Here is a 14,878-nt window from a genome sequence, read left to right on the forward strand (position 1 = left end):
AAGGTGGACATAGAGTACACTTAACTCCCTGCCCATATTATTCAAGCTCCATCTTCTCTTGCACGTACATGTTTTTCGGAACAGTCAAAAACCCTTCGGCTATCAAATCCGAAGGGTTGATTGTATACAGTTTATTTTACTTTTGTCCTATTGTAGCACCCTGCTTTTATATGCTTCCTTTTGGACGAACAAACAAACATGCCAGAAAAGAGAAAATAATCGCCGAGGAAATCCCTGCACTGGTCAGACTAAAGATCCCTGTAATGACACCAAGCCATCCGTCCTTTTCCAATTCGGTTAATGCACCGTGTACGAGTGAGTTACCAAAGCTGGTAATTGGAATCGTCGCACCCGCTCCGGCAAATTTGATAAGCGGATCATATATTCCGACAGCGTCCGCAATTGCACCTGCTACCACCAACGTACTCATTGTGTGTGCCGGAGTCATTTTGATAACATCCATCATCAACTGACCCACGACACAAATGGCACCGCCTACTAAAAAAGCCCATAGATATATCATACTTTTCCTCCCGCTTCAAAAGCTACAGCATGTGCAACACAAGGAATGCTTTCACCCTGCTGTGTAGTCAAAGGAGATAATAACGCCCCGGTCGCCACGACCAGCACCTTTTGTAGTTCTCCCTTTTCGATCCGCTTTAACAGATGCCCATAGGTTACAACAGCCGAGCATCCACAACCACTTCCACCTGCAATGACCTTCTTTTGCTTATTGATGTCGTAAATCAGTAAACCGCAATCATTAAATTCCGTTTGATTCATATCGAATCCATCTTTTTTGAGCAGCTCTTTGGCAATCGGCAGCCCTACAGAGGCTAAATCCCCTGTTACAATAAGATCATAGTAGCCTGGGTCCCTGCCTGTATCTCGAAAATGAGACAAAAGCGTGTCCGCCGCCGCTGGAGCCATGGCTCCGCCCATATTAAAGGGATCTTTAATGCCCATATCCATTACACGCCCAATGGTAGCACAATCCACCACCGTCCCTGACTTCGCATGTCCCACAATGGCCGCACCGGAACCGGTAACAGTATACTGGGCTGTGGGGGGCTTCTGTGCTCCATATTCATTAGGATAGCGGAATTGCTTTTCCACGGTACAGTTATGGCTGGTTGTACCCGCCATCACGTAGTCGCCCGCCTCTGAATCCACAATAAGTGCTGCTAAAGCCAAGCTTTCCATCGACGTTGAGCAGGCTCCAAAAACGCCTAAATAGGGAATAGCCAGCTTGCTAGCCGAAAATGAGCTGCTGACAATCTGATTCATCAGATCACCACTGATGAAAAATTGCACTTCCTCTTTGTTTAAATTGGAATTAATTAACGCAAGCTCTGTAGAATGCTCAATTAATCTTCGTTCCGCCTTTTCCCATGTTTTCTCGTTTATTTCGATATTGTCATAAATATAATCGAAATCTGTGGACAACGGCCCCTCTCCTTCATCCGGGCCTACAACAGTTGCACTACCAATGATGCGCGGTCTCGACTCAAACTTCCAGGTTTGTCCTCCCTGTCTTCTCATAAGTGGTTGCCCCCCACACCGAGGATCGCGTATATAACGCCTACGATAAATGCGGCCACAACACCGAATACGACAACTGAGCCTGCCAGCTTGAACATATTTGCGCCCACTCCAAGTACCAATCCCTCGGAACGATACTCCAATGCAGCTGAACACATCGAGTTCGCAAAACCTGTAATCGGTACAGCGGTTCCTGCTCCTGCCCATTGGGCAATCTTATCGTAGACCCCGATGCAAGTTAATATAACAGACAACAAGATCATCATGGATGCAGTCGGTGCCGCAGCCTCTTTGGCGGGAATATGCATGCCTGCCATAAAGGCTTCCTGGATCGCCTGCCCAATCACACAGATGACGCCTCCAACCAGGAAAGCACGCACACAATTGGCAAATACTTTTCTGGAAGGTTCATGCTTTTGGGAAACACTTTGATAGTCTTTCTCATTTATGGACAACGGCGACGAATTGGTACGAAAACCGCGCTGTCCTGACTTAGCTGGCATCATTCACCACCCCTTATTCGTAAGTTCCGCGCTTGGCGGTTCAGATTGCTTGGCTCCTTAACATTATGAGCTTTTAGGGGAAATGTTATGTCAGGAAAATGATATCGTGGACATTCCGTACAAATCCATTCATACTGAATACATGACGACCACTGGTTAATTAATAAGGAGTGAGGTATGCATCATGGAAGCAAAAACATTGGAATTGTTTAAAACCTTAACAGAGTTCCCTTCTATTCCAGGACATGAGCGAGAGCTGCGGGCATGGGTTAAAGAACGAATATCCGGTTATACGGATGAAATCGTGCAGGACCGTTTGGGCAGTCTTTTTGGTGTGCTACGCGGGCAAGAAAGTGGACCACGTGTAATGGTCGCAGGACATCTGGATGAAGTTGGTTTTATTGTGAATGGCATTACGGAAAATGGAATGATTCGTTTTCAGCCGGTTGGAGGCTGGTGGAGCCAAGCCATCATGTCACAACGTCTTCAAGTATTGACCCCAAATGGCCCAATCATTGGTGTAGTTGGATCTGTCTCACCACATTTGCTTGATGAAGCGCAACGCAGCAAGCCGATGGACATCAAGCATATGTACCTGGATATCGGCGTAGACAGCAGACAGGAGGCGCAAGATCTGGGGATTGTACCAGGAACGGCTATTGCCCCGATCTGTGACTTCACTCCACTTGCGAATCCCAAAAAAATCATGGCTAAAGCATGGGACAATCGATATGGTGTAGGCCTGGCGCTTGAGCTGTTGGAGGCATTACATAAGGAAAAGGACCAGCTTCCCAATACATTGTATGCAGGAGCTACTGTGCAGGAGGAAGTGGGACTGCGCGGTGCGCGCACAGCTGCCAATCTGATTCAGCCGGATATTTTCTTCGCACTGGATTGCAGTGCTGCCAACGATATGGGTGGAGATCCGAATGCATACGGACAGCTTGGTAAAGGAGCACTGTTGCGGGTATTTGATCCAGGTATGATTACACACCGCGGGGTTGTGGAGTATGTGCAAGATATGGCGGATACCCACAAAATCAAGTACCAATATTTTATCTCCACTGGGGGAACGGATGCTGGTCAAGTGCACTTGAGCGGAATTGGTGTGCCATCCACCGTCATCGGCATATGTGGACGGTACATCCATACTTCCTCGTCCATTATTCATACTGATGATTATGATGCGGCCAAGGAACTGATCATTAAGCTGGTTCAAAATCTGGATCGCACAACGCTCAATACCATTATTGAACGAGCTTAAGAAGTAACAGAGAATAGGAAGCTATAAAAAAACAGTCAAGACACATACAACGTGTACTTGACTGTTTTTTTAATAGAAGAAAAAATAGAAGATCTCAAATTAAATGTTTGTACCGAAGTAAAGCAATCACTACAAGTACAGCTGTTAAAGTAATACAGATATTTTCTACCTTTGTTCCCTTCCGGGTTCCGGTACTCATTAATCTAAATCGTAGCTTCCATTTGAATGGTGGCAAAGGCTTAATCCCGTTATTCGTCAAGGAATCTGCCAATAAATGCAGTAAGTACGCTATCCCTCCAGCCAGCCATATGCTATCGCCATGCAAACGTGTCGTACCATAAAGCATCGCGGTCCATGCTACTGTGCCATACACCGTGTGCGTCAATCCTCGGTGCGGAACAAGCGTACATATGATCAGCAGACACCCGGCGATATAATTCCACGGTGCATATGATTCCCCATACCAGGCTAGGCCGATACCAATTAGAAAAATGATAACTTTACGCATAGACCGTGAAGGCATAAAAGAAGCGCTGATCATCAGCAAAGCCAAAACAAGATTCCAGGGCGGCGGAGCCAAACGGGTGAAAAACACCCAACCCGCAGCCCCAATCATTAGAAGCTGTACGAGTCTAAGCATTTTGTTCGGTAACGCACGGCTAACAAGCATGGAGTTAGGCTCGTCAATATCCGGTAGCAATGAACCAACCACAGCGGCTGCCACGGCAGCCGGAGTCACTTCGTATCCACTTAAGGCTAATACCGACAGGGAGACCCCGGTTCCAATAATTAAATGGGCTCTTCCCATCATGATGCATAACATCCTTTCGTTGCAGCATACACAGAGTCGACATCACTCTATTTGAATCAGCATGATTCGATTGTATACGACAATCAAAACGAGAACAATAGTTCGCTTATTCTATTTAAAAGACTTCATCCAAAAGTCCTAGTTTCGCCCCCATTACTTAACTCTCCCCTTATTTTTTATCTGTACAGCCATTTCTTAAAAAACACCCCATATGGCCTATAGGTAGGTCGACAAATATTTCCAACATTTTCTTTTTGCCTTAAAGTCCTATTGTACAATTTGGAATATTAGGTAATATAGTGTTTATATTTACTATATAAATCTATTAAATGAACAAGGAGGAAATGATTATGCGAGAAAAATCTCTGTTTCGAAAGTTCAAAACTATCGGTCTGACATCGTTGCTAAGTGTCGTATTGTTCGCCCTGCCCGCTTCAGCTGCTTGGAATGATACATACACCGGGTACGCCACATATACAGGATCAGGTTACTCTGGAGGAGCATTACTGCTTGACCCTATCCCTTCTGATGCCAAAATTACAGCGCTTAACCCCACACAACTGAATTATAACGGAATCAAAGCCGCATTAGCTGGAGCTTATCTGGAAGTTCAAGGTCCCAAAGGAAAAACGACCGTCTATGTAACAGATTTATATCCTGAGGGTCCGAGTGGCGCACTTGATCTATCTCCGAATGCCTTCAACCTGATCGGCAATCAAAAGGATGGAAAAATCAATATTTCATGGAAAGTTGTTGAAGCTCCGGTTAGCGGCAATGTCTCTTACCGCATTAAAGAAGGCAGTAGCCAATGGTGGGCAGCCATTCAAGTACGCAATCATAAATATCCGGTCTTAAAAATGGAAGTCCAACAAAACGGGCAATGGCTCAATCTCGAAAAACAGGATTACAACCACTTTCTGGGTACTAACTTAGGAAAACAGCCTCTGAAAATACGGATTACGGACATTCGCGGTGTCGTACTGAACGATACCATCCCAGCTCTAGCCGAAAATGGCACAGGCCAAGCCTATATCGTTAAAGGTAATGTTCAATTTCCAGACTGATTGAAGTGCCGCCTCATCTTTGCTTCTTTTCATTTGAACCAATAAAACCGACCGGGAACCGACGCAATCCAGTTTGCGTATACGTGTTCTCGGTCTTTTTACGGAAAAATCATTATTTTTCACAAAGAATCGGTTTGTTCACTGTCCTGTTCATAAGATCATACGTATAATGAATACATAAATAGGGTGTACTTTACAGCTACGTGCACACAGACAGGAGGCCTGTTCATATGAGCAATTTCAAAAAGCATCATAAGCTACACAGCAAATTGCTGGTCAGCATTACGTTATGTATAACACTAACATTGCTGGTATCCACCACTGTATATTATTTCTACTATATCCGCGTGGAAAAGGAGCAGGCGTTCGAAGCCAATCACAATAGCTTGACGTTGAGAAGCAAAGAGGTCATCAACATGACATCTATTGCTCAATCGTTGGCATTCCAAATGTACCGCAGCAGTACCCTATCCAAGCTGTTGTATTATCCCAAACCCAATGTATATGATGTAACCGCTGCCATGACCGAATTAAATAATTATCTTAACTCCATGCCGTATATTGAATCCATTTATGTGTATAACCCTAAAAGTGACACTTTCTACATTGCGTCTTCACAAGGCCAAAACGGGTTATTCAGCAAACATGAACTGGCTGATACAGATATCATTCGCGTGCTCGATCATTATCAGGACTACAAACCCTTTACGCCTATCCCACGTACGTATCCGTTGCTGTCTGCCTCAGACTCTGGAGCTGGCCTAGAGCAAGCAAGCCCAGACATCGCAGCCTATACGTATTTATGTTATGACGCAATCAACTCGAACGAAGCGATAAATTCGGCAGTGATTGTGAATGTATCGGCGGCCTGGATGAACAAGGAAATGGCCGCGAGCCCCATCTCAGGCGGGACCGCTTATATTTTAGACGATCAAGGCAGACTGTTATCTGGGACGACGTTGACAGACGAAGCTTTGAACGAAAAAGAACAGCTATGGCTGCATACCAGAGTCAAAAAACAGGAAACAGGCTATTTTGTAGAAGAATTTCATGGTAAAAGATCACTGATTTCCTATACTTCCCCGGATGGACTAGGTTGGCAGTATATTAGTGTCACACCATATGAAAGCGTTATCAAAATGGCGAGTGTTATTCGTAATGCCATGGTACTGATCGCAGCCATCATCGGAATGGCAGGATTTGTGGCTTCCTGGCTGCTGTCCAAAATGTTGTATACGCCTATTGGCCAAATTGTTGTGCATATGAATTCACTGGAATCGGAAAAACGCAACAGTATGTATACGATCCGGCAAAACATTTTACGGAATGTGATTCGGGGAATCCGAAATCTTCCTGCTGGTGAAGAACCGGAACGACTGCGCGAGCTTGGGATTACGTTCCAGTTCGACAAAGACTATCGCCTTGTACTCCTGCGCATAGATGAATATGCCCGATGGCAAAGCGAGCGTGGACCTGATCTGCTACCCTACAAGTTTGCAATCATGAATATCGCTTCCGAAATATGCGGGCAGACATACCGGGTGGAAACCGTTGATATGGATGAGGATAGCGTCCTGCTGATGCTCAACATTCTAGACCCCGCGGAACATACAGACACGGTACTCCTGGAGACCCTATTACGCCAAATACGTGAAGCTTGTTTTGAATATTTGAAGCTGAGTGTATCACTAACCTACAGCGCGATTACCAGTCAACCAGAACGGCTACATCTGCTGTACCGCCAGGTAGAGAACGCATCTATGCACCGTTTTTTTCAGGGTCATGGCTGTATTATTAATGCGCGAAACACTACAGATGAAGATGTCCAAAATACTTATGTGTATCCATCGGATAAAGAAAAAAAATTGCTGGATACGCTGCTATCTGGTCATACGGAGGATGCGCACCGGATGTTCAAAGATCTGTTGATGCATATGGAGAAATATCCGTTTTCCTCTGTTCGGGTGGCAATATCCCGGCTCATCATGAGTGTGAATAATGCCGTTCGGCATATAAGTGAACTCAATGGATTTGCTATCGAATCTAAACCTGAATTACCATCCGCAGATCGATTAGAGACCGCCGAGGATCTTATTGATCATTACCAATTGGTCTTTGATCAGATTCGCTCCAGTCTAGCGGAAAAACGCAATACGAAGCAAGAACGAATGGTACAACAAATCAATGAACGAATGGAGCAAGCTTATACGGACCCCAATTTCTGTCTCAATCAGATTGCGGAAGAGCTGGATATGTCGCCAATCTATGTCAGCAGGCTTTATAAGCAACAAACCATGTCCACCATCGTAGACGTCATCCAGCAACTCCGTATTCGCAAAGCCTGCGAGCTGCTGGAACAGACCGACTGGTCAGTGGCTGACGTGGCAGAACAAACCGGGTTTGCGAGTAGCTCTTATTTCCACCGTATGTTCAAACGTAGCTTGGGCGTGACGCCCACAGATTTTCGCCGTTCTAAAGCGAATGCGCAATAGGTAACATCAAAAAAGCAAGCCTCCAATTTTCTGGAGACTTGCTTTTCTGCTTTGTATCACTGCTCTTATGTTTTACTTGATCTCCTTCTCCTTCACATAGGCTTCCCATTGTTTTGTATATTCGGTTTGAATTTTCTCTAATCCAGCTTGATTCGCCTTTTGCATGAAAGTCTCAAGACCTTGATCAACGTTGTCGATCAGTCCAGCTTGGAGCGGGTATAGGTATTGCTTCTCAACCTGTTCCAAGGCCGCTTTCTCTGCTTGGTAGGTCGTATAGTCCTCTGCAAAGCCGGTAAACAGGTCAGGTTTCTGGATTTTATCCAGCTCAGCAAAAATCTTCTTCACACGGTCAAAACCTGAATCAAACAGCATGTATTCCGGGTTACGCCAAGCCCAGCTGTTCATACCTTCCCGTGAAAATCCATTCGTACTACCGCTACCTATCATTTGATAGTAACCATCTTTAACTTCGTAGTTTTTGCCTTCGATACCATATTGCGTAAGCAGGTTATAGCGTTTGTCTGTCACCAGCTTCTCATAAAAGGCCAATGCGCGGGCTGGGTTCGGGCTGCTTTTTGGAATTGCAAAGCCATTATGAATCGGATGTACCGGAGTTGCATAGCCCGTTGTCAGCGGGAATGGATAGTACTCAAGCTTCCAGTCCGGGTGGGATGCTTTGAGCTTAATGACCATATCATTAAACCGGGTTGGGTTGTCGCCGAAAATACTCGCTGCTTTACCAGAAGTGACTTGATCCTGAAGCGTATCTTTTACGTTTAATACGTTTTTAGGAATGAATCCTTTATCAGCCCAGCGTTTGTAAGTATTCAGCTCTTCTTTTTGTTCATCTGAGCCCCAATATTTATATACCTCTGTTGGTTTTTCATATTTGATACCAATGCCATAAGGTAAAGCACCCACACTCTTCGTTACTAATTCGGTATATCGATCATGCAGATTTCCCTTGATATCGCTGTTCAGAGATACGGTTTTCATATTTGGCTCATGCTGACGTATCCCATCCATATAAGCCTCGTAACTTTTGATATCGGTAGGTTTAGGCAAATTGTACTTTTCGCGTAAATCCTCACGCCATACAAAACCGTTTGTGACATATTCTTTATACGTGCCAGGTACAGTATAAATTTTGCCTCCGATTTTAACCCCATCCCACATATCCTGAGGTACAAATTTTTGCAAGGCAGGTGCGGCCTTAGGCAGCAGATCGTCTAACGGCAGGAAAGCGCCCTTCTTGGCATAGGCCTGATACTGCGTCCAATCTGCAGTGAAGATGAGGTCGATAGGCTGACCCGAAGACAATAACAGCTTATATTTTTGATCCCAGTCGGTCCACGTCGTATAGTTAAATTTGACGGTGGCATTCAGATCTTTTTCTGCCAACTTATTGATCTCTGCCTCAATGGTAGGCAGATCCTTAGGAGCATCACCCAGCATATAAAATTGCAGCTGTACTTTTTGGGATTTATCATCCTCTCCATTTGCTTTTTGTGCGCTGTTTCCGCTACCGCCTCCACATCCAGCTAAGAGCGCCATGATGACCATTACTGCAATCAGGATGGACATGCGTTGTTTTCTTTTCTTTGTGAATGTCATGTGAATCCTCCCTTTGAAATGGTAGTCCGTTTTAATAAAACGCTTACAAAAAGTGCTGCTTGGATGGCACGCCGTCAGCACGTCATGCCATCACAGCTCTATAGTACCGCTTTATCCTTTTACCGCACCAATGGTCAATCCCTTGACAAAGTAACGCTGAATGAACGGGTACAGTAGCAAAATGGGACCCGTAACCACGATCGCCATTGCCATTTTGGTCGACTCTGTCGGCATATCGTTGGAAAGGGACACGCCGGTACCTGCACCCATTTGAGCAATAAATTGCATGGAGTTAATTACATTATACAGATAATATTGCAACTGGTATTTGTGCGGGTCATTAATAAAGAGTGAGGATGAGAACCAGTCATTCCAGTAAGCCAAGGCCAGAAACAGCCCCACAGTGGCAATACCCGGTGTAGATAAAGGCAGTACAATTCGATAATAAATTTTAAAATCACCCGCACCATCAATTTTAGCAGACTCGAACAGCTCTTCCGGCATGGAGGAACGAATGAAATTTTTCATCAAAATAATCAGAAATGGAGTCATCAATCCCGGAAAAATAAGCACCGTATACGTATCTAGCAGCCCTAGATACTTCGTCAGCATAATGTACCAAGGTACCAATCCGCCTCCAAACAACGTCGTAAAGTAAATATAGAATGAAAACGCATTGCGGTATTTAAAATCTTTACGCGCCAGCACATATCCGGCCATCGTCATCAGGAACAGGCCCAGCGTCGTACCTACAACCGTGGTAAAAATCGTCACCCCATATGCCCGCAACACCTCTTCAGGAAAGGTGAACACCGTCCGGTATCCTTCCAGCGAGAATTGCTGTGGAATAAAGTGATAGCCATCCCTGATAATCGATTCATTACTGGTTAGTGAAGCCGAGATAATAAGTAGGAACGGGAGTAAACAAGCAATGGATGCCACAATGATAACCACATAAGAAATGATTTTAAAAATCCGAGTGTATACATCCTCTTTGATCGCCATCCGTTTCGGTCCTCCTTTCTAGAATAAGGCATATTCGTCGTTCAACTTGCGGATGATATAGTTCACGGTCATGATCAGTACAAATCCGAACAAGGATTGGTACACGCCTGCCGCCGAAGCCATACCCACATCAAAAGTCACTTTCAAGGAACGATACACATAAGTGTCCAAAATATCTGTCGTGTTGTACAGCACTCCGTTATTACCAATTAACTGATAGAATAGATCAAATTGTCCTTTCATAATACTACCCAGCGCAAATAACAGCAGCACAACGAATGTTGACTTGAGCATAGGAACGGTAATGTACCAGATTCGTTGAAAAATGTTAGCTCCGTCTATTTTAGCTGCCTCATAATATTCGTCACTGATCCCTGTGATCGCGGCCAGGTAGATTACCATACTGTAGCCGAGATTTTTCCACAAATAGAACAGAATAATCAGGAAAATCCACACCCATGGTTTGTTATACACATCCACGCGTTCACCGCCGAATTGCAGCAGCAGCGTGTTCAGAAAACCATTATCATAATTAAATATGTTATACACGATGACACTTAGAATAACGAAAGAAACAAAATATGGCAGAAACATCACAGATTGAGTGATCTTTTTAAAGTAGCGGCCTCTCAACTCATTCAGTAAAATGGCAAGGACAATCGCTAACACGTTGCCGAGTAAGATAAAAGCCGCGTTGTATCCAACCGTATTCAATGTCAATTTTGTCAGCGTGCCGGATTGCCATAGAAAGCGAAAATTCTGGAGTCCGACGAACTGGGCCTCAAAAAGGCTGGTATTGAAGTCGAACTGGGTAAATGCATAGTAGATGCCGACCATAGGAATGTACGAATTTATGAAGAAAAAGATTAAAGTGGGCAACAACATCAGAAATAATACTCGATTGCGGATCAGTTCATAGAAGAAACCGTGTTTCCTACCTGTTCCCAGCCTACCGTTCAAGCGGGAATCCGTCGTAAGCATTGCAGAATTTTTGGGCATAGGCTGATTCAATGTGAGTCACTCCCCCTCTATATACATTACCGACTGCAAGGTTTGTAGCATCGCCGCCGTATAACTATATATTATGTAAGCGCATTCAAAATGAAAAGTGAAGCCTCTGATGCTTCATGAACAAAGGAGTGTCTAGAGGAGTGAACAATTCGGATATTTGTGAAGTTTTGTGTAATAAGAGGCGCCTGATCGACGCCTTAAGCCTATTATAAAGCACATTTGGACAATCTGCTCTATTCCTTTTGTCCACCCTGAAAAGTGGTTTCATCTTGTTTCACATGAAATCCAATTTTCTCGGCCTGCTCCAGCAACTCAGCGGCATTATCCTGCGGCTTATATCCGATTCGTTCTTCCAAGTAGCCAATATCATAATAATTATCCGTATTGGCTGATGTCCCATACAAATTAAGATAATTCATCTCTGAAGGGGCCTCGATACAGCAGACGGTCAGATGGATCATATCGCGCTCAGAGATCCAAATATGAGCAGCGCGCTCCGAATGCGGTCGATCATCCCCAGGAAAATTACCGATGCGGATATTAATTGAAGATATTTTGCCCTGATCGGCATATAGCCGTCCTAGCAGTTCAATGTAGCACTTACTCAATCCATAAAAACTATCTGGTCGGTAGGGATCTTCTACATCTATGGTTTCGCCTACTCTATAAAACCCCGTGGCATGATTGGAACTGGCAAAAATAATGCGTTTTACCCCATTTTTAACCGCAGCTTCATACAGCTTATAAGCTCCGCTTACATTGCCAGACAGCACTTTGCCGAGAAAGTCCCCTTCATCCTTAATCCATGCAAAATGTAGTACCGTATCCACTCCGTGTGTAAGCTCAGCCAATCTTGCAGCATCATGTATATCCAGTTCGACAATCCCTGCTTCTTCATCCCTCCTTACATCGGCGGCGGTTATTTCATATTTACCTTCCGCTTTTAGCCCTTCATAGAGTACTTTCCCAATTGTGCCCGCCGCTCCTGTAATCAACAATTTCCGTGCCATCGTCCGCATCTCCCTTCTTCTTTGACAGTGTGCCGTCATCCATAGCTTAACCAACTACCTAGAGAGGGAACCTTGTTACTATCATTCACTGCATTCTGTTACCTATAAAAAAGGACCCTGCTACCTGAGCAGAGTCCTTACTTGTTGCTTTTTTTAAGATATTAATTTCAAGCTTGCCGTACTACCCTCACTCTGCGATTAACCAGATAAATGCTAAAGCCGATTAATACCAGACCGATTAGCAGAAAAGCCGTAATCGATTCGTGAAGCAGCATAGAACTGACAAATACTGAAATCACAGGCACCAAAAACGTATAGGAAGCGACCTTACTGGCATCCCCCGAATTGACCAGCGTGAAATACAGCAGCCAGGATAGTGAAATTCCCAGCACAGTTCCGAATACCAGCCCTGACACATACGGAACATTCCACACGATGTCCGACCAGCTTTCCGTAACCGATCCAGCTCCTGTTAACACGATGCCTCCAAGTGTACATTGAAATGCGACCAGCCACAAAGAATCCACACGCTGGTTGACCTTTTTCACATATACGGTTCCCAATGCCCAGCTCACTGCTGTAATAATGGCGATAATTACACCTGCGATAGCCACATGTCCTGAAAAGCCTCCGACACTGACAGCTGCCACGCCTAGAAAGCCAATGATTAATCCAATCACCTTGAGTTTGGACATTGATTCTCCCAGCCACATCCATGCAAAAATGCCGACCAGCACCGGCTGAAGATATACCAGCACAGAGAACAAGCCAGATGGAACATACATAAGCCCTACTGTTTGCAAACCATAAAACAGGACTACGTTAAAAATACCTGAAATAGCATACACTCGCCAATTTTCTTTCCAGCGAATACGATTCCATCTCGGTGCTAAAATCGCTCCCAATAGCAGACCACCCAACAATGTGCGTAGCCCTGCAAACAAAAGGGGCGGCGTGTATTCCAGTGCAATTTTATAGATGGGCCAAGAAATGCCCCACAATACAACCAGTAGCGCGATCATCATTATCCGCTTGGCTGTCGTTAACTCTCCCATGATGCTCTCGCTCCTCTATGAAAAAAATCACTAGACTTTATATATTACGCCTACAGCATAACTTTATCAACAGAGGAATCCAGTCAATTGCCTATGTTACAATGTATCCAATAGATAAAGCTTATAAGGATAGGAGGTTATCAGCACTTGATTTATTTCATCAAATTTCTATACAGCTTCGTGCTTCCTCCCGGTTTGTTTATCCTCGTGATGGCAGGGCTTGTAATCTGGCTATGGAAACGGGCGCGTAAACCTGCGATTGTACTGCTCCTTGTCACATTGCTGCTGTATATTTCATCGACCAATTTGGCTGGAGATGTGTTAATTCGTAGCCTAGAAAAGCAGTACCCACAGCCCCTTACTGTTCAAGGGGATGTTATTGTCGTACTTGGGGGCGGAGCTACAGAGGGAACTCCCGACATCAATGGACAAGGTAATCTGCTAGGGTCTGCGGCCAACCGACTGCTCACTGCAGCTAGACTTCATGAAGCAACAGGTTTACCTATCCTTTTTTCCGGTGGACAAGTGTTTGGAGACAGTGGTAATGAAGCGAATATTGCGCAGAGGCAGCTATTAGGACTCGGTATTCCGGCAAAGGATATCTTCATCGAAAATCGTTCCTTGAATACACAGCAAAATGCCGTATATACCTCCAAAATCCTAAAACAACACCAGCTCACAAAACCTATTCTGGTGACCTCCGCATTCCATATGCCACGTGCTGCACTGGAATTTCAGCGCGCAGGTATGCAAACGACAGCTTATCCAACCGACTATCTGGCAAGTGAAAAATTGTCACTGTATGCTGCCAAGCTCTCACCGTCTGCTGGGGCCATATCTACAACCGGGACAGCCCTCAAAGAATATTTAGGAATTTTGGCATTAAAGCTTAAATAATGTTGATACACAGGTGTAAAACGGACACAGCACAAACAAGCGTCTTGCGCCCACAGTTTATAAGCTAGTAAGCGATCAAGACGCTTGATCTACCATTACATATTCTAATGCAAGAAAATTTCCGATATTTGTTCTTCTGAAATAACTTTAAAGCCTTCCCTTTTTAACAAAGCCGAGGTTACCCCGTTGCCTGCGATTTTACGGTTTTCGAATGCCCCATTATAGATCGCTGCCGACCCACAGGATGGACTATTTTCTTTTAAAACAATAAGTGACGCGTTAACCTCTCTGGCTATATGCAGAGCTTCGTACGCACCTCTAATGTACATATCACTGACATCATTGCCTGAAAACTCGATCACCTTAGCTGTGCCACTCAGCACATCCTCCCCTGTCCCTCCAACAATCTCAGCAGGCTCTCTCGGCGTCATAAAGCCCCCAAGTAGCTCAGGGCAGATCGTCATTGCCTTTTTTTCCTCTACCAACTTCTGAATATGTACATCCAGGCTATCCGTCCCGTTATATCGCACCTTCATGCCTGCCAAACATGAACTTACCAGAATCATTAGTTCACCTCATATCCATTGCTTTCATATTAAGTAATTAAAGT

14 protein-coding genes are annotated in these 14,878 nt (G+C 44.6%); 4 read left to right on the forward strand and 10 right to left on the reverse strand.

What is annotated here, in order from left to right; all coding sequences use genetic code 11:
* Positions 1-166: 166 nt before the first annotated feature.
* From spoVAE to spoVAC, 3 genes are read right to left on the reverse strand one after another with little or no spacing between them, the layout of a single operon-like run.
* Complete coding sequence (gene spoVAE, locus ACU1JV_RS04345; RefSeq protein ID WP_413986704.1) at positions 167-523, reverse strand: stage V sporulation protein AE; 357 nt, start codon at positions 521-523, stop codon at positions 167-169.
* On the reverse strand, positions 520-1,542 hold the full coding sequence (gene spoVAD, locus ACU1JV_RS04350) for a stage V sporulation protein AD (RefSeq protein WP_013372210.1): 1,023 nt from the start codon (positions 1,540-1,542) through the stop codon (positions 520-522). The genes spoVAE and spoVAD overlap by 4 nt, the downstream gene beginning before the upstream one ends.
* Entirely contained in the window at positions 1,539-2,045 is a 507-nt protein-coding gene (gene spoVAC / locus ACU1JV_RS04355; RefSeq protein ID WP_016821646.1) for a stage V sporulation protein AC, read from the reverse strand. The genes spoVAD and spoVAC overlap by 4 nt, the downstream gene beginning before the upstream one ends.
* A gap of 184 nt (positions 2,046-2,229) precedes the next feature.
* On the opposite strand from spoVAC, the gene ACU1JV_RS04360 reads away from it, so the two are divergent.
* Positions 2,230-3,309: a M42 family metallopeptidase gene (locus ACU1JV_RS04360; RefSeq protein ID WP_413986705.1), complete on the forward strand. Its 1,080-nt coding sequence runs from the start codon at positions 2,230-2,232 to the stop codon at positions 3,307-3,309.
* 94 nt (positions 3,310-3,403) lie between these two features.
* Here the strand turns inward: ACU1JV_RS04360 and ACU1JV_RS04365 are convergent, their stop codons facing one another.
* On the reverse strand, positions 3,404-4,120 hold the full coding sequence (locus ACU1JV_RS04365) for a metal-dependent hydrolase (RefSeq protein WP_013372213.1): 717 nt from the start codon (positions 4,118-4,120) through the stop codon (positions 3,404-3,406).
* A 350-nt stretch (positions 4,121-4,470) separates the two neighbouring features.
* Here ACU1JV_RS04365 and ACU1JV_RS04370 point away from each other — a divergent pair, with 350 nt between their 5' ends.
* Positions 4,471-5,184 carry an expansin EXLX1 family cellulose-binding protein gene (locus tag ACU1JV_RS04370; protein ID WP_337682776.1) on the forward strand — a complete coding sequence of 238 codons (714 nt, stop codon included), beginning with the start codon at positions 4,471-4,473 and terminating at the stop codon, positions 5,182-5,184.
* Between the two features lie 230 nt (positions 5,185-5,414).
* Positions 5,415-7,676 (forward strand): AraC family transcriptional regulator, encoded by a 2,262-nt coding sequence (locus ACU1JV_RS04375; protein WP_064962084.1) that lies wholly within the window; start codon positions 5,415-5,417, stop codon positions 7,674-7,676.
* 72 nt (positions 7,677-7,748) lie between these two features.
* On the opposite strand, the gene ACU1JV_RS04380 is transcribed toward ACU1JV_RS04375, so the two are convergent.
* From ACU1JV_RS04380 to ACU1JV_RS04400, 5 genes are all read right to left on the reverse strand, one after another.
* Positions 7,749-9,290, reverse strand: a complete 1,542-nt coding sequence (locus tag ACU1JV_RS04380; RefSeq protein WP_413986706.1) for an extracellular solute-binding protein — start codon at positions 9,288-9,290, stop codon at positions 7,749-7,751.
* A 111-nt stretch (positions 9,291-9,401) separates the two neighbouring features.
* Positions 9,402-10,295 (reverse strand): carbohydrate ABC transporter permease, encoded by an 894-nt coding sequence (locus ACU1JV_RS04385; protein ID WP_058829923.1) that lies wholly within the window; start codon positions 10,293-10,295, stop codon positions 9,402-9,404.
* Positions 10,296-10,313: 18 nt separating this feature from the next.
* Entirely contained in the window at positions 10,314-11,306 is a 993-nt protein-coding gene (locus ACU1JV_RS04390) for an ABC transporter permease (RefSeq protein WP_013372218.1), read from the reverse strand.
* 233 nt (positions 11,307-11,539) lie between these two features.
* Positions 11,540-12,316: an NAD-dependent epimerase/dehydratase family protein gene (locus ACU1JV_RS04395; protein WP_413986707.1), complete on the reverse strand. Its 777-nt coding sequence runs from the start codon at positions 12,314-12,316 to the stop codon at positions 11,540-11,542.
* A 167-nt stretch (positions 12,317-12,483) separates the two neighbouring features.
* Positions 12,484-13,371, reverse strand: a complete 888-nt coding sequence (locus ACU1JV_RS04400) for a DMT family transporter (protein ID WP_058829925.1) — start codon at positions 13,369-13,371, stop codon at positions 12,484-12,486.
* 147 nt (positions 13,372-13,518) lie between these two features.
* Here ACU1JV_RS04400 and ACU1JV_RS04405 point away from each other — a divergent pair, with 147 nt between their 5' ends.
* The gene (locus tag ACU1JV_RS04405) at positions 13,519-14,268 is read left to right on the forward strand and encodes a YdcF family protein (RefSeq protein ID WP_058710250.1); all 750 of its coding nucleotides are present in this window, start codon (positions 13,519-13,521) and stop codon (positions 14,266-14,268) included.
* A gap of 104 nt (positions 14,269-14,372) precedes the next feature.
* On the opposite strand, the gene ACU1JV_RS04410 is transcribed toward ACU1JV_RS04405, so the two are convergent.
* The gene (locus ACU1JV_RS04410) at positions 14,373-14,834 is read right to left on the reverse strand and encodes a DUF523 domain-containing protein (RefSeq protein WP_013372222.1); all 462 of its coding nucleotides are present in this window, start codon (positions 14,832-14,834) and stop codon (positions 14,373-14,375) included.
* Between the last annotated feature and the right edge of the window lie 44 nt (positions 14,835-14,878).

This window comes from Paenibacillus sp. T2-29 (assembly GCF_052921365.1).